Source organism: Aminobacter anthyllidis (genome assembly GCF_018555685.1).
GTDB classification, from domain to species: Bacteria; Pseudomonadota; Alphaproteobacteria; order Rhizobiales; family Rhizobiaceae; genus Aminobacter; species Aminobacter anthyllidis.
In genome coordinates, this window is the sequence record NZ_JAFLWW010000002.1 from 569,918 (window position 1) to 590,089 (window position 20,172).

A 20,172-nucleotide genomic window follows, 5' to 3' on the forward strand; every position below is an offset into this window, starting at 1 on the left:
CGACGGGAAAGCATAAGCCATGACGCCGCCAGACATCCTCGTGCGCAACGTGACCGCGGTGACCGTCGATGCGGAACGCCGGGTGATCGAGCGCGCCTGGATTGCCGTCACCGGCGACCGCATCAGCGCCATCGGCAGCGAAGGCGACGCCGAGCCGGCCGATGCCAGGGAAATCATCGACTGTAACGGCATGGTGGCGATGCCCGGGCTGATCGACAGCCATTCGCATGCAGGCCACGGGCTGGTGCGCAATGCCGGTGCCGGCCTCGACACCTGGTTCGACGCCTGCGAGGAGATCTATGCGCGCGGCTCGACGCCGGCATTCTGGCGCGCCGAAGCGCGCATGACCCAGCTCGAGCGGCTGCGCGGCGGCATCACCACTGGCATGACGCTGCTTGGCGGCGGCGCCGACATCTACCGCACCGACGATCCGGCCTTTGGCGACGCGCATAGCGGGGCGACGGCCGAAGCCGGCCTGCGCACCTTCATGACGGTGGGTCCGGGCCGGCCGCCCTTCCCGCGCAGCTATCGCCATTTTTCGGAGACCGGACAGTCCAATGATGTGACGGTCACGTTCGAGCGCCAGCTCGAGGTCAGCGAAATCCTGATCGATCGGTGGAACGACGTGCTTGGCCGCGGTACCGGCGTGTGCCTCGTCATGCCCGTCTACTACGCCGCCCAGGTGGCCGATCCCGATGCCCGCCGGCAGGTCGTCGAAATGGGCGAAGCGGTGATGGATCTGCGCCGTCGCAAGGATGTGCTGTTCACCCAGGACGGCCATCGCGACGGTTCGATCGCGCTGGCGCGCGATCTTGGTGTCCTCGGTGAGTTCGCCCTGCTGGGTCACAGCGTCGACCTCACCGAGGATGATTTCGCAGCGCTCAAGGAGACGGGCGCGTCGATCATCCACAATCCGAGCGCCATCATGTCGGTCTATGGCCGATGCCCGGTGCCGGAGCTGATCGAGGCCGGCATCAATGTCTGCCTTGGCTCGGACGCGGCGGCGCCCGACCGCGGCTACGACATGTTCCGCCACATGGCGCAGTGCATGCACTACCACCGCCGCCATTTCCGCGACCCGGCCTATCTGCCGCCCGGCAAGACGCTGGAGATGGCGACCATCGACGCCGCGCGAGCAATGGGCCTGGAACGCGAGCTCGGCTCGCTGGAAGTTGGCAAGAAGGCCGACATCGTGCTCGTCGACATGCGCAAGCCACATCTCTACCCGCCGGTCATGCCGGTGACGCGCATCGCCCATTTCGCCAACGCCGCCGATGTCGACACCGTCATCGTCAACGGCAAGGTGCTGATGCGCGGCCGCAAGACCGACCATCTTGACGCCGACAACATCCTCGCAGATGCCGCCGAACAGGCAGCGCTGGCCTTCGAGCGCGTCGGGCTGACGCACCTGCTGGAGGAACCGCAGGATTTCTGGCGCAACGCCCGCCAGCCGCTGCCGGCAAGCTAGGCAAGCAGCGGCCAGCGGCCGATCCGCAAGCGCAGACGACCGCCGTTTGTGCTGTGCTCCAGATGGAATTCCCGCATGCGGGAAAGGATCGGCCGGTTGAGGCTGACTTCGGGGACAAGCCTATCGTCACGGAGAACGGTGCAATGAGGCACGAAGCCAGCACGAAGGTGAATTCCGAAGCCGAAACCATTCAAGGCCTCGGCGATCCCGCTCACCAGTTCTACCACCCTGTTGGCACCTTCGCCGCATAGCAGCACCAACGGTTTCGGCCGGCCGTTGCGGAAACTGACGATACGGTCGAATGCGAGGTCGAAGGCCGGCGACCTGACCTGCGCCGCCGCCGCGGCCGCATCCTCGATCAGTTGGCGGGTCACTCCCTCATCGCTGCCGATCGACAGCAGCGAGACATGCCGCTGGTCCGCATCACAAGGCTTTGCCGTCAGACCGTAGGCGCGGCGGGTACGATCCACTACCGCCGCGATTGGTACGTCCTGTCCCGGATACAAGCGAAACATCAGCATGTCAGGCTTTCCTGGCGGCGATCGCTTTCGTACGGGCGGCCGCGTGCCAAGCGAAGTCGTTCCAAAGTTGAACCGCAGCTGTTCCGACATGCACTTCTCTCGGATATAGAACAGAACAAGAACACAATAAGCTTGCGATCCTGTTCGTGCAACACCGACAGTACAGGCCGAGCGAATTCGCTATCGCGGGGGCAGCGCCCGCGCGCTTAAGGCGGGAATGGCTTGAACTTTCCTTCTCGACAGCTGTCTGGGACGGGCCATCGGTGCGGATGAGCGTACGGCTTCCAAAGCGAGCCTCGATAATTCTCGGGGCGAACTGGGAGGCCTGAGTCGCACCGGCATGTGTACAGGAGCCGCCGCCAAGACGAGCGCCCCCAGCCCCGACGCCCGACCTCTCCGCTCAGCGGAACAGGTGCAGAGCCGCGTATTGCAGCAGCATGATGGTCTTGGCGTCGCAGATGCGGCCGTCGGCGACCATGGCCAGAGCCTCGTCGATGCCGACTTCGAGCACCTCGATGTCCTCGCCCTCGCCTTCATGGCCACCGCCATCGGAGATGCGGTCGGAAGGTTCGTAGCGGCCGACGAAGAAATAGATCCGCTCGGTGACGGCACCGGGGCTCATGAACGCCTCAAAGACGCGGCGCACGTCGCGAACGCGAAAGCCGGTTTCCTCCTCGGTCTCGGCCCGGATGCGTTCTTCGGGGCTGGCATTGTCGAGCAGGCCGGCCGGCGTTTCGATGAGAAAATCGTCGTAGCCGCTGACGAAAGCCGGGTAGCGAAACTGCTTCACGAGAACAACAGTTCGGCGCGTAGGATCGTAGAGCAGGATGGTGGCGCCGTTGCCGCGATCGTAGGTCTCGCGGCTCTGGACCTGCCACTCGCCATCGTTGCGGCGGTATTCGAACACCGTCTTCTTCAGCAGGTACCAGTCATCGGAGAGGACTTTGACATCCTTGACGCGGACGCGATCGGCAATGCTCATCAACCCACCTTATGCTGCCCGACAGGACAAGTCGGGAATCTTGCGGTGCAGCATAGCCGGGGCCGCGCCGAAGCGCGACTAGAAAGCCCCTTGGGGAAGTGGGGCCACGCTAACGCGCGGCCCCGACATTAGAGGTCAGCGCACCGGCGGGGCGTACATCAGGCCGCCGGCGTTCCACAGCGCGTTGATGCCACGGTCGATCTTGAGGTCGCTCGACTGGCCGAGGTTGCGCTCGAACATCTCGCCGAAATTGCCGACCTTGGAGATGATGTTGTAGCTCCAGCGCGGGTCGAGGCCGAGCTGCTGGCCGCTATCGCCCTCAGCACCCAGGAAGCGCTTGATCGCCGGATTTTCCGAGGTCAGGCCGGCTTCGGCGTTGTCCTTGGTGATGCCGAGCTCCTCGGCCTCGAGCAGCGCGAACAGCGTCCAGCGGACGATGTTGAACCACTTGTCCTCGCCCTGGCGGACGGCGGGCCCGAGAGGCTCCTTGGAGATGATCTCGGGCAGGACGACATAGGCGGCCGGATCGGTGAGCTTGAGGCGCTGCGCGTAAAGTGCCGAGGCATCGGTGGTGTAGACGTCGCAGCGGCCGCCGTCGAAGGCCTTGATGATGCCGTCGGCGGAATCGATGACCACCGGCTCGTACTTCATCTTGTGGGCGGAGAAGTAGTCCGCGACGTTCTGCTCGGTGGTGGTGCCCTGTTCGGTGCAGACGGTGGCGCCGTCGAGCTTGAGGGCGCTGTCGACGCCGAGTTCCTTGCGCACCATGAAGCCCTGGCCGTCATAATAGGCGGTGCCGACGAAGCGGATGCCGAGGCTGGAATCGCGCGACAGCGTCCAGGTGGTCTGGCGCGACAGCACGTCGACGCCGCCGGACTGCAGCGCGGTGAAGCGCTCCTTGGTGGACAAGGGCACGTAGCTGACCTTGTCCGGATCACCGAGCACGGCGGCCGCGACCGCGCGGCAGAAGTCGATGTCGAAGCCGGACCATTTGCCGGCGTCGTCGGGCGCCGAGAAGCCAGCGACACCCTGGCTGACGCCGCAAGTGACCTTGTCGCGCTGCTTGACGATGTCGAGCGTGTCGGCTGCCGCAGGCATGGCGATGGCTGCCGATCCGAGCAGAAGTGCGGTGGCACAGATTTTCCTCATGTCTTCCTCCCTGGTGTTTCGAGGCAAAGCCTCTTTCTGCCGCCGGCGCATGAACGCCGGAAGTTGGTGAATTCCCCTGTCGTTAATTCCCTCCGCGCGATGTGCCCGCGCGGTTCTGCTGCTACGCGCCTTCGGCTGATACCGCGGCGAAGGTCTCCTCAAGCACGCCAACCAGATGGTCGGCATCGGCACGGCTGAAGATCATCGGCGGACGCATCTTGAGCACGTTGTCGTGTGGGCCCTCGGTGCCGATCAAAACGCCGCGCGCCCTGGCTCCGTCATTGACCTTGCGGGCGAATGCCGTGGCCGGCTGCTTGGTCTTACGGTCGGTGACCAGTTCGATGCCGAGAAACAGGCCCTGCCCCCTGACGTCACCGATGACATCGTAGCGCGCCTGCATCTCCCTGAAGCGGGCGACGAGGTAGGCGCCGATCTTGGCGGCGTTGTCGCGCAGCCGGTCGCGCTCGATGACGTCGAGCACGGCGAGGCCGGCCGCGCACGACACCGGGTTGCCAGCGAAGGTGTTGAAATACTCCATGCCGTTGTTGAAGCGGTCGGCGATCTCGCGCGTGGTGACCAGTGCCGACATGGGGTGGCCATTGCCGATGGGCTTGCCCATGGTGACGATGTCGGGGGTAACGCCTTGCGTCTCGAAGGCCCACCAGTGGCTGCCGACACGGCCGAAGCCGACCTGGACCTCGTCGGCGATGCAGAAGCCGCCGGCGGCGCGGACTATGGCGTAGACTTCTTTCAGGTAACCCTCAGGCAGGAAGACCTGGCCGGCGACGCTGGGGATGGATTCGGCGATGAAGAAGGCCGGCGCGCGGCCCTGTTTGCGCATCGTCTCGATCTGCTCGGCGATGCTTTCGGCGAAGCGCCTGGCATGCTCCTCGACCGGCCATTCAGCCGGCGCGCGATAGCTGTCCGGGATGGTCGCCTCGAAGACATGGGCCGGACGGCCCTTGCCGCCCTTGCGCTTGTATTTGTAGGGGCTGAGGTCGATCAGCTCCTGTGTGGTGCCGTGATAGGCCCAGTCGAGCACCAGCGCGTCGTTGCTGCCGGTCAAGGTGCGCGACATGCGCAGCGCGAGCGAATTGGCCTCGCTGCCCGAACAGGCGAAGGAGGCGACCGACAGCCCATCGGGCAAGGTTGCCGTCAGCCGCTCGGCATAGGTGACGATGGCGTCGTGCAGGTAGCGCGTGTTGGTGTTGAGTTTCGCCGCCTGGCGAGCGATGGCCTCGACGACGTCGGGGTGGGCGTGGCCGAGGTGGCAGACATTGTTGAAGCAGTCGAGATAGGCGCGGCCACGATCGTCGATCAGCCAGGCGCCCTCGCCGCGGACGAACTTGATCGGCTCGGAATAGGAGATCGACAGGTTGGGCAGCAGCGAGTTTTTCCGCGCGGCAACGATTTCGGGACGCGTGCGGCCGGTCTGGACGAAGGTTTCGGGCGGGATGCCGGCAAGTGTGGCCGCATCCTGGAACAGCTCGCGCCAGACATCGAGATAACGCGCCTCGCCGACGCCGAGGATGTCGCGGGCGGCAAGTTCGGGGTCCGCCGAGATCTGGAAATGCAGGTGCGGCGCCCAGCCGCCGTTTTCGGCGGGTACGCCCATTTCACCGACGAGCGCACCGGCTTCGAGCTTCTGTCCCGGCTGCAGGCGCGCCATCGCCTCGTGTGCCATGTGGCCCCAGAGCGTGACGAAGGGCGGGCAGCCCTTGGGCGTGTGTTCAAGCGCGATCAGGCAGCCATAGCCCAGCGGGTCCTCCTCGATCTCGACGCTTTTGACGGTGGCGGCGAGCGGGGTGAAAACCCTTGTGCCTGCAGGCATGAACAGGTCGAGACCGAGGTGATGCACCCGGCGAGCGCCTTCGACGAAACGCGACCAGAAGATATCGGAGGTGTATACCGTGCGTGCCTCGCCCCATGGGCCAATGCCGAGCTCGATGCCGTGCTCGGTGCACCAGGCATCCCACCAGGCGGTGGCCTTGTCGGGCTGCTGGCCAGCCGAAGTGACGGTCATCGGATGGGCCGGGTCGCCATAGGGCACCAGCGCCTTGACCAGCGTCGCCGGATGGCGATCGAGGATCGGCGCGAGGCTCTTGCGGTTGGCGCCAATCCAACTGGCGATGGCGCTGGCTCCTGATACGGCGTCGAAACCGCAGGCGTGGCGCAGGATGGCGGTGGCGAAACGGCGGTTCATCGCACTGAGCCGGCGCAGCAGCCGCCAGGCCGGCGCCTCCGATATGGCGAGATAGGGATTGTCGCCGGTCTTTTCCTTGCGCTGCGCCGAAAGCGTGACCGAGATAACCAGGCGCATGGCGATGAGGTCAAACAGGACGTCGAGTTCTTCTTCGCGCAGCGGGTACTCGGCGTGGAAGCCAGCGGCCAAGGTGGCGGCGGCACCGATCGGGTCCTCGACGTCGAGTATCGAATAGGCGCAGGCGACAGCCACTTCGGCGATCAGGGGCGAATAGAGCGCGTCGCCGAAATCGATGATGCCGGCGATGCGCTCGTGGTTGTCCTCGTCGACAAGGACGTTCCAGTCATTGGCGTCGTTGTGGATGACCTGGGCGCGCAAGCCGGCCAGACGAGGGGCGACCTCCGCATCGAAATGATCGAGCAGGCCGCGCAGAAGGGCGCGATCCGCGACATCGGGGACATGGTGCAGGCGCTGGCGCGCGGCACCGGCCTGGCGGATGTCCCAGTCGAACGAACGCAAGGCGCCGGGATGGATGAAGCCCTGCAGCGCGCCGTCGAGCCGGCCAAGGGCGCGGCCAAGGTTTTCGAGAAGTGCCGCGGTCCGCGCCGCCTCGGCCAGAGGCAGGCCGGGCAGCCATGACACAAGCCGCAGCGCGTGGCGCTCGCCTGTGGCACCGGTGGCTTCCGCCAGCGCCGCGCCGTCGGCGGACAGCTTCAGGCGGGGTGCGGCGACGCCTGAGCGCGCGAGGTGATCGAGCAAGGCGACCTGGAATTCGCTTTCGCTGGCAGGCTCGCTGGCATTGACGATCTTGAGGATCCACTGCGCGCCATCGTCGGCCGAAAGCTTGAAGTTCTGGTCGCGTTCGCTGTCGAGGGCTGTGACGCGGCCGCCGACGCCGAACCGGCCCGAAGCCAGGTCGGCGGCTTCGCCAAAGGAGAATGCGGGCGCGGGGTGGGTCACGTCGGTCATGTGCTATCCGGAATTGCTGTGATTGGAGCTTGGCACGGGCCGAAAAATCGGGCATCCGGCAAAGCGTCGGTTGCACCGGCACTATGACTGCATGGACCGGCACTTTAACGGCACCGATCGGAACCCGGCGATGAAGGAACTCGACGCCAAGGACAGGGACATTCTGGGCATTCTTTCGAAGGAGGCCCGCATCCCGCTGAAGACGCTGGCCGGCCGCATCGGGCTGTCGCGAAGCGCCACCAGCGAACGGGTCGCTGCGCTGGAAAAGAGCGGCGTCATCCGCGGCTATCGCGCCGATATCGGCCAGATGGATTCGAACCTGGTTTCGGCCTTCCTGATGGTGACGCTGGTGTCGACGCCGTCGATGGGGGTGCTCGACCAGCTGGCGCGTTACTCGGAGGTGCGGCGGGTGTCATCGGTGACCGGCCAGCTCGACCTGATGGTCGAGGTCGAAGTGCCGTCGATCGACCGCCTCAACACGCTGCGCGACATCATCGCCACGCACCCGAGCGTGCAGGACCTGACGACGCTGATCGTGCTGCGCCGGGACATCGAGCGGCGGGAGTAAGCGGCGGGCGCCAGCACGGGTGGCCACCGCTCCGCGCTGGAAGGGTGACCACTTTCGCTATATGCGACATCAACGACAGGCCGAGGCAGAGGGCAGACATGGCGATCCGAGCACTCGTGAGATTTCCAGACCCTCGCCTGCGTATCGTCGCCGAGCCTGTCACCGTCTTTGACCAAGGCCTGCGCGACCTCGCGGCGGACCTGCTCGACACGATGCGCGCGGCGCCCGGCATCGGCATCACTGCGCCGCATATCGGCATCGGCAGGCGGGTGGTGGTGCTTCAGCTCGAAGGCCCGGGCAGTGCGCGAACCTACGTCAATCCGCGGATACTCTGGGCATCTGAGGAGACGATCCTGCATACCGAAGGCAGCGTGTCGATGCCGGGCGTCACCGACGAGATCAGGCGGCACGCGCGGGTGCGTATCACCTATCAGGATATCGACGGCACTGAACGCACCGAGGAGGCGGAGGGCCTGCTCGCCGTCTGCCATCAGCACGAGATCGACCAGCTCGACGGCATGTTCTGGATCCAGCGGCTGTCAAAGCTGAAACGGGACCGGCTGGTCAAGCGCTACGAGAAGCTGCTGCGGGCCTAGAAGCGCACGACCTAAGACGGCCCGACAAGGTCGGCGGCATAGTAAGGTCGGTGCCTATGTCCGAGCCGATGCGTCGCGCATATCCTAGGTCCCGGCCGGGGCGCCGGGCCTATCCGATGTTCTCGCCAGCGTGCCGGGCCTAAGCGGTCACCGGCCATTTCGGCAGCTTGATCCTGGTGTAGGGGAGGCTGGCGAGGTTGGAGGTGACTGTGCCCTCCGTCGCGGCATAGATGACCTCCGTGGCGACCTTCTCATAGGACGCGCGGAAGTGCTGGGTCGACTTCACCACCACGATTCTTTTCTCGCCGAGGTCGCAGCCGATGCCGGTGAAGAGGTCGGTGTCGATCGCCTGCGACCTCTCAGAGGCCAGCAGCACCTGGACGCCGCCGCAGTCGACCAAGGCGCAATCGCCCATCGGCGAGGGAACACCGCCGAGGCCGGTCATCACCAGGCCGCGCTTGAGTGCCACGACCCGGCAGGTGACGTCGACCGGATTGCCGGAGCGCGGGCCGACCTTGCCGCCGACGCGCAGCGGCAGCACGGCGCCCTCGCCGGCCTCGAAGACAAGGCGCACGGCGATCGGGTCCCACAGCGGACCGATGACGGCGTCGCTGATGCCGCGCTCGATCATGCGGGCGAGGAAGAAGGTCGAGTCGCTGGCGGCACCGCCGCCGGCATTGTCAGCCGTGTCGGCGATGACAACCGTACCTGCCGGCACGGCAAGTGCCTGGTCAAGCGCCTCGTCGACGCCGGGCATGGGCGGCACGATCTCGGCGCGCATGGCGTAGAGATCATTGGCCAGCCGCTGCGCCAGCGACTGTGCCAGATCCTGGTTGTCGTCGGTGTAGACCACCACGCGCGTTCCCATTTCGGGCACGTCGGCCCAGGGAAAACCTTGCGCGATCGATACCGACAGCACCTTGTCCTTCTGCTCCATGGCACGGATGCCGGCGATGATCGACAGGCCGGGTTCGGTGGTGGTGCGGATGAAGGTGACCATGCCGGTGTCGACAAGCGCTGCCTTCGGCTTGATCTCGCCCGTGGCGATGCGGTGGCAGAGATCGACGAGCTGCACGCCGCATTCATAGACGTCGGTGTGGGGGTATTCCTTGTAGGTCAAAAGGATGTCGACATTGTCGATCATCTCTGAAGTCATGTGGCAATGCGGGTCGAGCTCGCAGCCAACGACAGTGTCGGGGCCAACGATCTCGCGGATGCGGGCGAGGATATCGCCTTCGCAATCGTCATAGCCGTCGGCGACCATGGCGCCGTGCAGCGACATCAGCACCATGTCGACGGGCAGGACGGCGCGCAGGTCGCCGAGCAGCTGGTCGCGCAGCGTCTCATAGGCATGGCGGGTGGTGGTTCCGCCCGGTTCGGCCGAGGCGCTGAGGCCTTCGAACAGGGTCCAGCCCTCGCGGCGGCCACGCTCGCGCGCCGCCCACAGCTGACCGCCATAAAGCGTCATGTGATCGGGATGCTCGCCGGCGGGATAATAGTCGCCGCCACTGACGAAGGCGGTCAGGCCGGTGGGGATGGGCGAGAATGTATTGGTCTCGGTCGCAAGGACGGCACTGAACACACGCATGATGGGACGACTCCGCTTGCGGGTTATGAGGTGAAGATTTCGGAGAGCCGGGCATGCGCCGTCTCGGTGTCGATGACAGCCGCCTCGCCGATCAGGACCAGGCGGCAATCGGGCTCGAACTTCGGAAACGGCTGCAAGGTGGCACGCCGACCGACCATCTGCAGCAGGAAGCTCTGTCCGGGCCGCTCGATGAAATTGACGATGCCCTTGGCGCGGATGAGCTTGGGCGCGAGCCGGTCGATGGCGGCCTGGAAGCGGTCGAGCGAAACCGGGGCCGCCGATTGCCATTCGATCGAGGTGAAGCGCGAAGCGCCGACCTTCGCCTGGCCGGTCTGGGCCGGCGGCCGATCTGCGACAAGCAGTGCCTCGATCGGCATGGCATCGCCGTCGGTCTCGAAGACAAGCGTCTTGTTGAGCCAGACAAGCTCGGCTCGCAGGGCCTCGCCCGAGCTTTCGCTCAGTCCGGTCTTGGACAGCGCTATGAAGTCGGCCGCCTCGACCTGGGCGCGCCACAACTCGTCGCGCAGGCGACCGGGATTGGCCGCGACCTCGTCGGCATCGACGACGGCGACAACCGCATCGAGGCGGATGTCGTGCCACAGGATCGGGTCCATCAGCGTTTCGGTGATGCCGCGCGGGTCGGCGACCCCTGATGCTTCGATGACGATGTGGTCGGGCTTGGCGGGCTGGGAGAGCACGAGCTTGAGCGTCCGCAGCAGGTCGCCCTGCAGCGAGCAGCAGATGCAGCCGTTCTTCAGTCCGACGACAGTGTCGGCCGCGTCGGCGATCAGCTCCGCATCGATATTGATGGCGCCAAAGTCGTTGACGATGGCGCTGATGCGCCGGCCTTCGGACCGTTGCAGAAGCTGGTTGATGAACGTCGTCTTGCCGGCGCCCAGAAAGCCGGTGACGACGAGGACAGGAACGCTCACGCGTCACCTCGCCTGATGGGGCGCCCGGGGGCTGCGGCGCGGTCGAGGACGCCGTCCGAAATCACCACCTGGCCGTTGACCAGCACGTGGCGCATGCCTTCGGCCGGCAGGTTCATCTCGGCGAAGGTAGCGCGGTCGGCGATCGTTGCGAGATCGAAGGCCACGATGTCGGCATCGCAGCCTGGCTGCAGCCGGCCCTTGCGCTGAAACAGCGGCGCGCAGCTCTCGACGATCCGGGCTGGAATGAGCGTGCACTTGGCGATCGCCTCGACGAGCGGGATCGCATCGCGCTCGCGCACCCACTGGCGCAGGAAGCGGGTGAAGGTACCAGAGGATCGGGGGTGCGCGGTCTTGTCGGGTCCGAGCGGCCATTCGTTGCCCTCATACGGCGTGCCGTCCGGCTGGCTCCACGGCATCGCATCGGAGGCGATGGCGCCTCCCGGATACATCACCGAGACATCGAGCAGCGCGCGGTGGCGCGGATTGTCCTCGGTGTCGAGGAAGTGCCAGAGCACAAGAGCCGAGGGATCGGCCTGGCGGACCTGCTTGAGGTCGTCGATACCGTCGAGGCGGCGGTGCGTGGTGACAAGCTCGATCGCGTCGTAGCCGGTGCCGGTGCGGGCGGAAAATGCCGGATCGACGAAGAAGCCGGCGCTGACGACCGTCGAGCCGGTGCCATAGGGATAGGCCTCGGTGGTTATCCTGAGCCCTTGCGCCTGCGCCCTGGCGATGATCGCCGCCGCGCGCTCGACGTCCTGCAGGCTTGTCGAGTTGAGATGGCAGATGTGCATATGCGCGCCGGTGGCGCCGGCGAGGCCGATCAGCGTGACATAAGCCTCGATCGAGCTCTTGGGGTCGATGTTCGACATCTGCGCGATGTGGGTATAGGTCGGCGTGTCGGTCTCGGCGGCCAGATCGCAGATCAGGCTCATTTCCTTGGCGCCGGCGCCGGGCGCGTAGCCGGCGGGGATACCGATGCCAAGCGCCCCTTCCTCGATGCCCTTGCGGGTGAGCGCAACGATCTCGTTTGCCTGTGCTTCGGTGGCGGCATCGGTCGACCAGCGCGGGTCGTCGAAGCCGCGCCCCATGACCGTGATCGGCGCTTCGCCTGACTTAAGTTCCAGCCCGATCATCACCGCCTTGCGGGCGAAGACCCAGGCGGAAGCTGTGCCGTAGTTGAGCAGGCGCGCGGTGTTGGCCTGCGCCCCATACCAGCCGCCGACCGGCAAGGCGCCGACTTCCAGTTCGAGCGCGGTGGTCACGCCATCGAAGGCCTGCATGCGATCAGCAGGCACGGACTGACCATGGGCGTGCAAGTCGATGAAACCGGGTGCCACGATCAGCCCCTCGGCGTCGACCACCTTGTGTGCCGGGCCAAGACCGGCACCGATGGCAGCAATCTTGTCGCCCGATATGGCGATGTCGGTAATCTCGTCGCGGCCGGTCTCGGGGTCGACGACGCGCCCACCTTTGATCAAGATGTCATGCATGGACGACCCTTTCGGCAGCGCGGCGCTTCTTGCCAGGAACGGCATCGATCAGCCGGCGGGTGTAGTCGGACTTTGGGGTGCGGAAAATCTCTGACGTCGGGCCAACCTCCTCCAGCACGCCACGGTTCAACACGCCAACGCGCTGGCAAAGGTGATCGACAACCGACAGGTCGTGCGAGATGAACAGCATCGCCAGGCCCTGCTCGGTGCAGATCTTGCGCAGCAGTTGCAGCACCTGCGCCTGGCTGGAAACGTCGAGTGCCGAGACCGGCTCGTCGGCGATCAAAAGCTTCGGCCCGGAGGCCAATGCGCGGGCGATAGCGATGCGCTGGCGCTGGCCGCCGGAGAACTGATGCGGGAAACGGTCGAGCCAGTCCGGATTGAGGCCGACCTGCTCCATCAGCTCGGCCGCGCGCGCCGTCAGGTTCGAACCCTTGAGGTCGGTGTAGGATTTGAGCGGCTCGGCCAGGATGTCGCGCACCCGCCAGCGCGGATCGAGGGAGGCATAAGGGCTCTGGAACACCATCTGGACGTCGCGGCGCTTGTCGCGCAGCGCCCTGCCGCGCAAAGCGAGCCAATCCTCGCCGTCGAAGCTGACCGATCCGGCGCTCGGCTCGGTCAGCCGGGCGATGATGCGGCCGATTGTCGACTTGCCCGAACCGCTTTCACCGACAAGCCCGAAAGCCTCCCCGCGCTTGATGGAGAAGCTGACATCGTTGACCGCCGTCAGCTGGCGCGACTTCTCAAACAGCCGGCCCGACAGGGTGAAATGGCGGACCAGCCCGCGCACCTCGAGCAGCGCCTCATCAGCCATGGCTCACCTCACTTTGCATGTGACCGGCGCCGAAGCTCGGCCGCGCGTTGAGCAATTGAAGCGTGTAGGCATGCCTGGGACGGCTCAGCACATCATCGACATGACCGGCCTCGACGATGACGCCGTCCTTCATCACCACGACATCCTCGCAGACATCGCTGACGACATCGAGATCGTGGCTGATCAGGATCATCGCCGTGCCCTGCTCGCGGCTCAGTTCCTGCATCAGCCGCAGGATCTGCGCCTGCACGGTGACATCTAGTGCCGTGGTCGGCTCGTCGGCGATCAGCAGAGCCGGCTTGAGCGCGATCGCGGCGGCGATAACCACGCGCTGGCGCATGCCACCCGACAATTGATGCGGGTAGGCATCGATGCGGCGCGAAGCTTCCTGGATGCCGACGCGTTCGAGCAGGTCGAGGCTGGCTGAGCGGATCGCGCGGCGCGACATGTCGGGGCGATGGAAACGGAACACCTCGCCGATCTGGTCGCCAACACGCATGACCGGGTTCAGCGTCGCCATTGCATCCTGGAACACCATGGCGATCCGGTTGCCGCGCAGCTTGCGCCAGTCGCGGCCAGACAAGGCAAGCAGGTCGCGGCCTTCGAAAGTGACCGCGCCACCCAGGGTGGCGTGCGAGGCATCGGTCAGCCGCATCAGCGCATAGCCGATCGAAGACTTGCCCGAGCCGCTTTCACCGACAACGCCAAGCACCGAACCCGGTGCGACGGAAAAGCTGACGCCGTTGACGGCGCGGACCGGGCCGTGGCGGCTGGGGTAGTCGACGGTCAGGTCGCGAACCGACAACAAGGCAGAGGCTGTCATGATCACATCCTCTCCAGCCGTGGATCGAAATAGTCGCGCAGGAAATCGCCGAACAAATTGATGCCGACCGAAGAGATCAGGACGGCGATGCCGGGCGCGATGACGATCCATGGCTGGTCGTGGAGGAAGTCCCGGCCTTCCGAGATCATCACGCCCCACGATGCCGTCGGCGGCTGCACGCCGAGGCCGAGGAAAGACAAAGCGGCCTCGGAGATGATGACCAGGGCGATGTCGAGGGTGGCGACAACCAGCACCGCCGGCAGTACGTTGGGCAGCACGTGCGTGAAGATGATGCGCATCTGCGACACGCCCATGGTGATCGCTGCGTCGACATAATCAAGGGTGCGGATGCGCATGGTTTCGCTGCGCACGATGCGGGCGAAATTGATCCACAGCGCAAAGGCCAGCGCCATGACCAGCGTGGCGAAGCCGGCACCCAGGACCGCCATGAAGATCAGCGCCAGCAACAGGAACGGAAAGGCGAGCTGGAAGTCGACGATGCGCATGATGATGGTGTCGACAAAGCCGCCGAAATAGCCGGCGAGCGCACCGAGCGTCGAGCCGACGACGAGTGCGATCGACACCACGATCAACGCCACCTGGATCGAGACCTGCGCGCCCATGATGGTCCGGCTGAGGATATCGCGACCCATGTTGTCGCCGCCGAGCAGGTTGGTGGTGGTGCCGCCATCCTGCCAGACAGTGGGGGCATAGCGCCACTCGATGACCTGCTGGGCATGATCATGCGGGGCAAGGCTTGTCGCGAAGATGGCGCAGAGCACGACGATGGCGATCAGAAACAGGCCTGAGATGCCCTTGGCGCTGCGGCTCAGCGCACCGAGGAAGCGGCGTTCCGTGCCGGCCTTTGCAGCGGCGGGGACGATCACGGCGTCAGTCATTGCGCACCCTCGGGTCGATGAAGCGGTACAGGATGTCGACGACCAGGTTGAGCGAGATGAACAGCGCCGCCGACACCAGCACCACCGCCTGGATGATCGGATAATCGCGGACCTGGATCGAATCGACGGCGAGCCGGCCGATGCCGGGCCAGGCGAACACCGTTTCGATGACGACGGTGCCCGAGAGCAGCGCGCCCATCTGCAGGCCAGCCAGGGTGACGATCGGCAGCAGCGCGTTGCGCAAGGCATGGCGCAGGATGATGGTGAGGCGCGGCACGCCCTTGGCGGTGGCGAAGGTGATGTAGTCCTGCTGCAGCACTTCGAGCATGGCGGAGCGGATCAGCCGCGCATTGACCGCCACCAGCACGAAGGCAAGCGAGATCGACGGCAGGATGAAGTAGCGGAAGGCATTCCAGAAGATGGAGACGTCGCGTTCGACCACGGCGCGCCCAATGCTCGCCAGAGCCGAGCCACGATAGCCGGAGGCGGGCAGCCAGCGCAGTTCGATCGAAAACCACAGGATCATCAGCACGGCAAGCAGGAAGCCCGGCATCGACACGCCAAGCACGGCGACGAAGGTGCCGGCATAGTCGATCCAGCTGTCACGCTTGAGCGCGGTGACGATGCCAAGCGGGATGGCAATGACGAAGGCCAGCAGCAGCGTCCAGAAGGCGAGCTCGCCGGTCGCCGGCAGACGATCGGCGATCAGGCTGGTGACCGGAACGCCCTGGCGGATCGAGGTGCCGAGGTCGCCCTGCACGGCCTGGCCGAGATAGGCGACGAACTGCTCGGGCACGGAGCGCGTCAGCCCCATCTTTTCGCGCAGCGTGTCCATGTCCTGGACGCTCATGCCGGGATTGCCGGCGGCAATCACGTCGACCGGATCGCCCGGCACGAGCTTGACCAGCGAGGCCACCACAAGGATGACCCCGAGGAGAATGACGGCCGCATAGAGCAGCCTCGATACCAACAACCTCAGCATCAATCGGCGCGGGTCACGAGGCCATGCCGAGCTTGTCGACGCGCAACTCGCCGCCGGGATTCATGCGGGCGTCAACGACATCCTTGGCGACGACGGCGAAGTTGAGCGGCTCGAACAGCGGCTTCCAGTAGGCCTCGGTGACGACCTTGGCCTGGATCTTGTCGAGGATCACCTGCCGTGCCGCCGGGTCGGAGGTCACGCGCTGCTCGGCGATCATGCCGTCGAGTTCGGTGTTCTCGTGGAAGGCCCGGTTCAGCGCGCCTTTGGTGTGCAGTACAGGATAGACGATGTCGGCGTCGGTATAGGAATAGGTCGAGATGACCATGTCCTGCCCGCCCTGGGCGGTGATCGCGGCCCATTGCGCGATGGGCAGGGTTTCGATGGTGATTTCGACGCCGATCTCGCGCAGCTGCGCCTGGACCACCTCGGCGGTGCGGCGGATGACCGGCGTGTCGTTGGCGACGAGCTTGACCTTGAGGCCCTGAGCGACGCCAGCCTCGGCGAGCAGCGCCTTGGCCTTCTCCGGATCGTAGCCGTAGGATAGCTCGACCGTCTTGGGCGAATAGCCTGAGATCGAACTTGCGATCGGCGACGTCGCGGCCACGGCGAAACCGTCGAGTGCAAAGGCGATCAGCCGCTTCTGGTCGATGGCGTGCGCGAAGGCCTGGCGCACCTTCGGATTGTCGAAAGGTGGGCGCTTCTGGTTGAACACCAGCGCGCGCATCATCTGGGCCGGGCGCTCGATCATGATGGCATCGGGGTTGCCGCGCAGCCGGCGCACGCTGTCCAGCGGCACCGAAGCACCCCCGTACATGGCATTGATCTCACCGGTTTCGAAGGCGGCGATGCGGGTCGAATCCTCGGGGTAATGGAACAGTTCGACCGCATCGATGCGTGCCAGCGCGGCAATGGGTGCGTAGTCATCGTTGCGCTCCAGCCGCATGCCGCGGTCGGTGGACCATGAGACGAACTTGAACGGACCGGCACCGACCGGCTTGCGGCCGAACTGGTCGCCCGCGGCTTCGACGGCGGCGCGCGAGATCGGCGCGGAATAGCCAAGCGTCAGGCCGACCCAGACGGCGACGAAAGGCTCCTTGAAGTGATAGGCGACGGTCAGCGGGTCGACGGCTTCGGCGCGCTCCAACGGGCCGAGGAAAAAGGCGCTGGGCGATGCGGCTTCGGGTGCAAGATGACGCGCGACAGTCCAGGCGACAGCCTCGGCATCGCAGGGCGTGCCGTCATGGAACTTGACGCCCGGCTTGAGCTTGAAGGTCAGGGTCTTGTTTTCGTTGCTGAAAGCCCAGCTCTCGGCGAAACCCGGCAGGACCTCGCCGTCGTAGCCGGCGCGCGCCAGCGGCTCGTAGATCATGTCCATCGTGGTCGAGGACACCGACAAGGTGGTCTTGTGCGGGTCGAGCGTATCGGGTTCTTCCGAACGGCCGACACGCAGCGTGCCGGCGGTCTGTTGGGCAAGTGCCTTGCCGGGCGTGCCCAGGCTGGCGGCCGCAGCAAGAGCTGCCGCACCGCCCAAAAAGCCGCGCCGCGATAGCGTCGCCTGCTTGAAATAATCGCGTGTCAGCGCGTCGAATTCCTTGGGGGAGAGATTTCGAAGAGACATTTTGGACCTCGCCGTAAGTTGGTTGATCAGGCTCGCTTGAAGGCCAGTTTCTTGATGCGGTCGGAGTTCATCTCGAAGCCGTCGGCGGTCACCGCCAGCGTGGCGTTCCACGGCAGGCCGGGGCGCATGTCGGTGCCGGGCTGGAGCAGGAACCACAGGTCGGCATCGGCCGCGACGATGGGGGCGCTCATCGCACCAAGCCCGGAGCGCAGGCGGAACTCGCCTTTCGACGCGTCGCCCGTGACCTCGACCTCGAGGTCCTGTGCCTTGTTGACGTAGCGCCCCGCCAGCGGGCGCGCGGCAGCGGCATCGGCCTGAAGCGGCGCGTAGATGCGCGGCGTGCCGCAGAAGACACCCTCGACCTTGCCGTCGGCACGTGGGCTCAGCACCAGGTCGGTGATGGCGCGCTCGGGCTTGGCACCGCCGGCATGGCCGAAGTCGAAGCCGCCGACCCCGCCTGCGTTGAGGAAGGTCGCAACGCCGTCCCTGGCGACGATCTCGAAGACGTCGGGACCGCCCTCCTGGCGGTAACGGCCGGGAGCGAGCGCGATCGGTGCAGGGGCCTTGTCGCCGAAATAGATGTCGGCGATGCGTCGGCCGAGTGCGAAGGAGGCGACCTGGTCGTTGTTGGCGATGATGACGACACCGAAGCCGTCATCGACGAAGCGAGTGGATTCCGACTTGCCGCCGGCGACCGTGCCGCCGTGGCCGACAGCGCGGCGGCCGCGATAGACGTCTGTCACGAGGCCTAGGCCGTAGAAGCCGGTGGCGCCGTTGTCGAAGACGCAAGGCGTGCCCATGCGCTCATACATTTCCGCCGTGCCGACCTTGGGGGCGAATAGGTTCTGCTGCCAGACGATCATGTCGTCGAGGGTCGAGATCATGCCGCCCTCGCCGCCGAGATCGAGGCCCCAGTTGAGATTGGCCCAGCCTTCCTCGCGCTTGGTGTAGTGCGCGGCGAGCCGCTTCATCGCCGATCCGTCGCGGATCAGCAGCGAGGTGTCGTCCATGCCGAGCGGGCCGGTGATGCGCTTGCGCAGCACCTCGTTGAAGGTCGCGCCCTCGATCTGCTCGATGATCTCCGACAGCATGAAGAAGCCGGCGTTGCAGTAGGTCATGGCGCTGCCGGGCTTGAAGTTCAGCGCATCCTGGCGGGCGATGACATCGCGGCCGGTCTGCCGGTCGGACGGCGTGAAGATCGACAGGCCAGCGAAGATCATGGCTTCAAGATGGTCGCGGAAGCCCGAGGTGTTGGACGCCAGGTGCTCGAGCGTGACCGGCTGTTCGAGACGGGGCACATATGGCAGGTGCTTCTGCACCTCGTCCGACAGGTTGAGCTTGCCTTCGGCTTCCAGCATCAGGATCAGCAGGACGGTGAACTGCTTGGTCTGCGAGCCGATGCGGATGATGGTCTTGCGGCCCATCGGCACTGAATTGTTGATGTTGGCGAGACCGTAGGTGTTGGCGAAGATCTCGCGCCCGTTCTCGGTGACCGCGACGACGGCGCCCGGGCTGTCGGGGCCGGTGAAATCCTGAAACAGCGCATCGATGCGCGCGGCAAAATCGGCCGGTGCCTTGGTCATGCCGGTCACTCCCTTCCAGTTGTCGGATTGCCGGCAGCGCGCGGCGCTACGCCGGATGTGCGTGGAAAAACGTTGCCGCAACGCATCTCGCCTGGCGCCGATGCCGTGCCGTCGAGGTGGTTTTCGCAACGCATGGTCCTGCCCTCCCGCAGTCCTGGCAGTCCGCTCGCAGCGTCCTGCAACGCAGGAATGACCCTGCGAAAATCAAAGTTTTTGCCGTTCCCGCTTTTTTGTGATGCAATCGGTAAGATTTCTTTTTGCATACGTCAAGTCGTTTGCGTAAACGCTAAATCCTTGCCATTTTAGAAAACAAAAATAAGCTCAGCGCGCCAAGACCGGAGAGATCGTGACCCAAAAACCGCGACTGAGTGAATGCTTGCGCGCCGTGCGCCAGCGCCATGGGCTGAAGTTGCAGGAGGTCAGCGAGCGTACGGGGCTCGCGCTGTCGACGCTGTCCAAGGTCGAGAACGACCTGATGTCGCTGACCTATGACAAGATCCTGCAGATCTGCACCGGGCTGGATATCCCCGTCACGGAGCTGCTCAACTTCGAGCCGGCAAAGGGTGTCGAGCGGACGCGGCGCTCGGTCGTTTCAGGCGCCAACACGCTGCAGTTGGCGACGCGGAACTACGACTACAGCTACCTGTGCACCGATCTGATCAACAAGCGCATGGTGCCGATCATCGCCAAGATCCATGCACGCACACTTGAGGAATTCGGCCCGCTCGTCCGCCATGTCGGCGAGGAGTTCGCCTATGTGGTCGACGGCGAGATCGAAATCCACACCGATCATTACGCGCCGACGCGGCTCGCGGCCGGCGAAGGCGTCTATATCGATTCGACCATGGGCCACGCCTACGTCTCGGTCGGCACCGGCGAGGCGACGATCCTGTGCATCTGCTCGGCACCCGAATCCGGGCTGGAACAGGTGCTGATCGACCAGGCCTGACCGACGCAAGATATCGAAGGCGGCACCGTCGAGAACCG

Annotated in this window: 17 protein-coding genes; 4 read left to right on the top strand and 13 right to left on the bottom strand. The window is 65.3% G+C overall.

Annotation, left to right across the window (positions count from 1 at the left end; genetic code table 11):
* The first annotated feature begins 19 nt into the window (after positions 1-19).
* Complete coding sequence (locus J1C56_RS07890) at positions 20-1,468, top strand: amidohydrolase family protein (protein WP_214387659.1); 1,449 nt, start codon at positions 20-22, stop codon at positions 1,466-1,468.
* On the opposite strand, the gene J1C56_RS07895 is transcribed toward J1C56_RS07890, so the two are convergent.
* From J1C56_RS07895 to J1C56_RS07910, 4 genes are all read right to left on the bottom strand, one after another.
* The gene (locus tag J1C56_RS07895; RefSeq protein WP_214387661.1) at positions 1,465-1,989 is read right to left on the bottom strand and encodes a 2'-5' RNA ligase family protein; all 525 of its coding nucleotides are present in this window, start codon (positions 1,987-1,989) and stop codon (positions 1,465-1,467) included. The genes J1C56_RS07890 and J1C56_RS07895 overlap by 4 nt on opposite strands.
* A gap of 400 nt (positions 1,990-2,389) precedes the next feature.
* Positions 2,390-2,971: an NUDIX domain-containing protein gene (locus J1C56_RS07900; protein WP_214387663.1), complete on the bottom strand. Its 582-nt coding sequence runs from the start codon at positions 2,969-2,971 to the stop codon at positions 2,390-2,392.
* Positions 2,972-3,106: 135 nt separating this feature from the next.
* Entirely contained in the window at positions 3,107-4,120 is a 1,014-nt protein-coding gene (locus J1C56_RS07905) for an amino acid ABC transporter substrate-binding protein (RefSeq protein ID WP_214387665.1), read from the bottom strand.
* A gap of 121 nt (positions 4,121-4,241) precedes the next feature.
* Complete coding sequence (locus tag J1C56_RS07910) at positions 4,242-7,292, bottom strand: aminotransferase class III-fold pyridoxal phosphate-dependent enzyme (protein WP_214387667.1); 3,051 nt, start codon at positions 7,290-7,292, stop codon at positions 4,242-4,244.
* A 130-nt stretch (positions 7,293-7,422) separates the two neighbouring features.
* Between J1C56_RS07910 and J1C56_RS07915 the strand changes: the two genes are divergently transcribed.
* Together J1C56_RS07915 and J1C56_RS07920 are read left to right on the top strand one after the other, a co-directional pair.
* Positions 7,423-7,860: an Lrp/AsnC family transcriptional regulator gene (locus J1C56_RS07915; protein ID WP_067964726.1), complete on the top strand. Its 438-nt coding sequence runs from the start codon at positions 7,423-7,425 to the stop codon at positions 7,858-7,860.
* A 98-nt stretch (positions 7,861-7,958) separates the two neighbouring features.
* Entirely contained in the window at positions 7,959-8,456 is a 498-nt protein-coding gene (locus tag J1C56_RS07920; RefSeq protein WP_214387669.1) for a peptide deformylase, read from the top strand.
* A 139-nt stretch (positions 8,457-8,595) separates the two neighbouring features.
* Here J1C56_RS07920 and J1C56_RS07925 read toward each other — a convergent pair whose 3' ends face one another.
* Genes J1C56_RS07925 through J1C56_RS07960 form a run of 9 tightly spaced genes read right to left on the bottom strand, consistent with a single transcriptional unit; the run spans position 8,596 to position 19,185 of the window.
* Positions 8,596-10,044: a M81 family metallopeptidase gene (locus tag J1C56_RS07925; protein ID WP_214387671.1), complete on the bottom strand. Its 1,449-nt coding sequence runs from the start codon at positions 10,042-10,044 to the stop codon at positions 8,596-8,598.
* A gap of 23 nt (positions 10,045-10,067) precedes the next feature.
* Positions 10,068-10,976 (bottom strand): CobW family GTP-binding protein, encoded by a 909-nt coding sequence (locus tag J1C56_RS33425; protein WP_214387673.1) that lies wholly within the window; start codon positions 10,974-10,976, stop codon positions 10,068-10,070.
* Positions 10,973-12,466, bottom strand: coding sequence for an amidohydrolase family protein (locus tag J1C56_RS07935; protein ID WP_246591211.1), 1,494 nt, complete (start codon positions 12,464-12,466; stop codon positions 10,973-10,975). The genes J1C56_RS33425 and J1C56_RS07935 overlap by 4 nt, the downstream gene beginning before the upstream one ends.
* On the bottom strand, positions 12,459-13,280 hold the full coding sequence (locus tag J1C56_RS32805; protein WP_246591212.1) for an ATP-binding cassette domain-containing protein: 822 nt from the start codon (positions 13,278-13,280) through the stop codon (positions 12,459-12,461). The genes J1C56_RS07935 and J1C56_RS32805 overlap by 8 nt, the downstream gene beginning before the upstream one ends.
* Positions 13,273-14,103: an ABC transporter ATP-binding protein gene (locus tag J1C56_RS32810; protein WP_246591213.1), complete on the bottom strand. Its 831-nt coding sequence runs from the start codon at positions 14,101-14,103 to the stop codon at positions 13,273-13,275. The genes J1C56_RS32805 and J1C56_RS32810 overlap by 8 nt, the downstream gene beginning before the upstream one ends.
* Positions 14,104-14,105: 2 nt before the next feature.
* The gene (locus J1C56_RS07945) at positions 14,106-15,002 is read right to left on the bottom strand and encodes an ABC transporter permease (RefSeq protein ID WP_214387677.1); all 897 of its coding nucleotides are present in this window, start codon (positions 15,000-15,002) and stop codon (positions 14,106-14,108) included.
* The gene (locus J1C56_RS07950; protein WP_214387679.1) at positions 14,995-15,984 is read right to left on the bottom strand and encodes an ABC transporter permease; all 990 of its coding nucleotides are present in this window, start codon (positions 15,982-15,984) and stop codon (positions 14,995-14,997) included. The genes J1C56_RS07945 and J1C56_RS07950 overlap by 8 nt, the downstream gene beginning before the upstream one ends.
* Positions 15,985-15,997: 13 nt before the next feature.
* Entirely contained in the window at positions 15,998-17,602 is a 1,605-nt protein-coding gene (locus J1C56_RS07955; RefSeq protein ID WP_214387681.1) for an ABC transporter substrate-binding protein, read from the bottom strand.
* Positions 17,603-17,628: 26 nt separating this feature from the next.
* Positions 17,629-19,185, bottom strand: coding sequence for a serine hydrolase domain-containing protein (locus tag J1C56_RS07960; protein WP_214387683.1), 1,557 nt, complete (start codon positions 19,183-19,185; stop codon positions 17,629-17,631).
* A gap of 346 nt (positions 19,186-19,531) precedes the next feature.
* On the opposite strand from J1C56_RS07960, the gene J1C56_RS07965 reads away from it, so the two are divergent.
* A complete protein-coding gene (locus tag J1C56_RS07965) occupies positions 19,532-20,134 on the top strand; it encodes a helix-turn-helix domain-containing protein (protein ID WP_214387685.1) in 603 nt (200 codons plus the stop codon).
* Positions 20,135-20,172: the final 38 nt, after the last annotated feature.

Coding starts and splice junctions, on each gene's coding strand:
- J1C56_RS07890 (WP_214387659.1), top strand. CDS start 20: ATGACGCCGCCAGACATCCTCGTGCGCAACGTGACCGCGGTGACCGTC.
- J1C56_RS07895 (WP_214387661.1), bottom strand. CDS start 1,989: ATGCTGATGTTTCGCTTGTATCCGGGACAGGACGTACCAATCGCGGCG.
- J1C56_RS07900 (WP_214387663.1), bottom strand. CDS start 2,971: ATGAGCATTGCCGATCGCGTCCGCGTCAAGGATGTCAAAGTCCTCTCC.
- J1C56_RS07905 (WP_214387665.1), bottom strand. CDS start 4,120: ATGAGGAAAATCTGTGCCACCGCACTTCTGCTCGGATCGGCAGCCATC.
- J1C56_RS07910 (WP_214387667.1), bottom strand. CDS start 7,292: ATGACCGACGTGACCCACCCCGCGCCCGCATTCTCCTTTGGCGAAGCC.
- J1C56_RS07915 (WP_067964726.1), top strand. CDS start 7,423: ATGAAGGAACTCGACGCCAAGGACAGGGACATTCTGGGCATTCTTTCG.
- J1C56_RS07920 (WP_214387669.1), top strand. CDS start 7,959: ATGGCGATCCGAGCACTCGTGAGATTTCCAGACCCTCGCCTGCGTATC.
- J1C56_RS07925 (WP_214387671.1), bottom strand. CDS start 10,044: ATGCGTGTGTTCAGTGCCGTCCTTGCGACCGAGACCAATACATTCTCG.
- J1C56_RS07935 (WP_246591211.1), bottom strand. CDS start 12,466: ATGCATGACATCTTGATCAAAGGTGGGCGCGTCGTCGACCCCGAGACC.
- J1C56_RS32805 (WP_246591212.1), bottom strand. CDS start 13,280: ATGGCTGATGAGGCGCTGCTCGAGGTGCGCGGGCTGGTCCGCCATTTC.
- J1C56_RS32810 (WP_246591213.1), bottom strand. CDS start 14,103: ATGACAGCCTCTGCCTTGTTGTCGGTTCGCGACCTGACCGTCGACTAC.
- J1C56_RS07945 (WP_214387677.1), bottom strand. CDS start 15,002: ATGACTGACGCCGTGATCGTCCCCGCCGCTGCAAAGGCCGGCACGGAA.
- J1C56_RS07950 (WP_214387679.1), bottom strand. CDS start 15,984: ATGCTGAGGTTGTTGGTATCGAGGCTGCTCTATGCGGCCGTCATTCTC.
- J1C56_RS07955 (WP_214387681.1), bottom strand. CDS start 17,602: ATGTCTCTTCGAAATCTCTCCCCCAAGGAATTCGACGCGCTGACACGC.
- J1C56_RS07960 (WP_214387683.1), bottom strand. CDS start 19,185: ATGACCAAGGCACCGGCCGATTTTGCCGCGCGCATCGATGCGCTGTTT.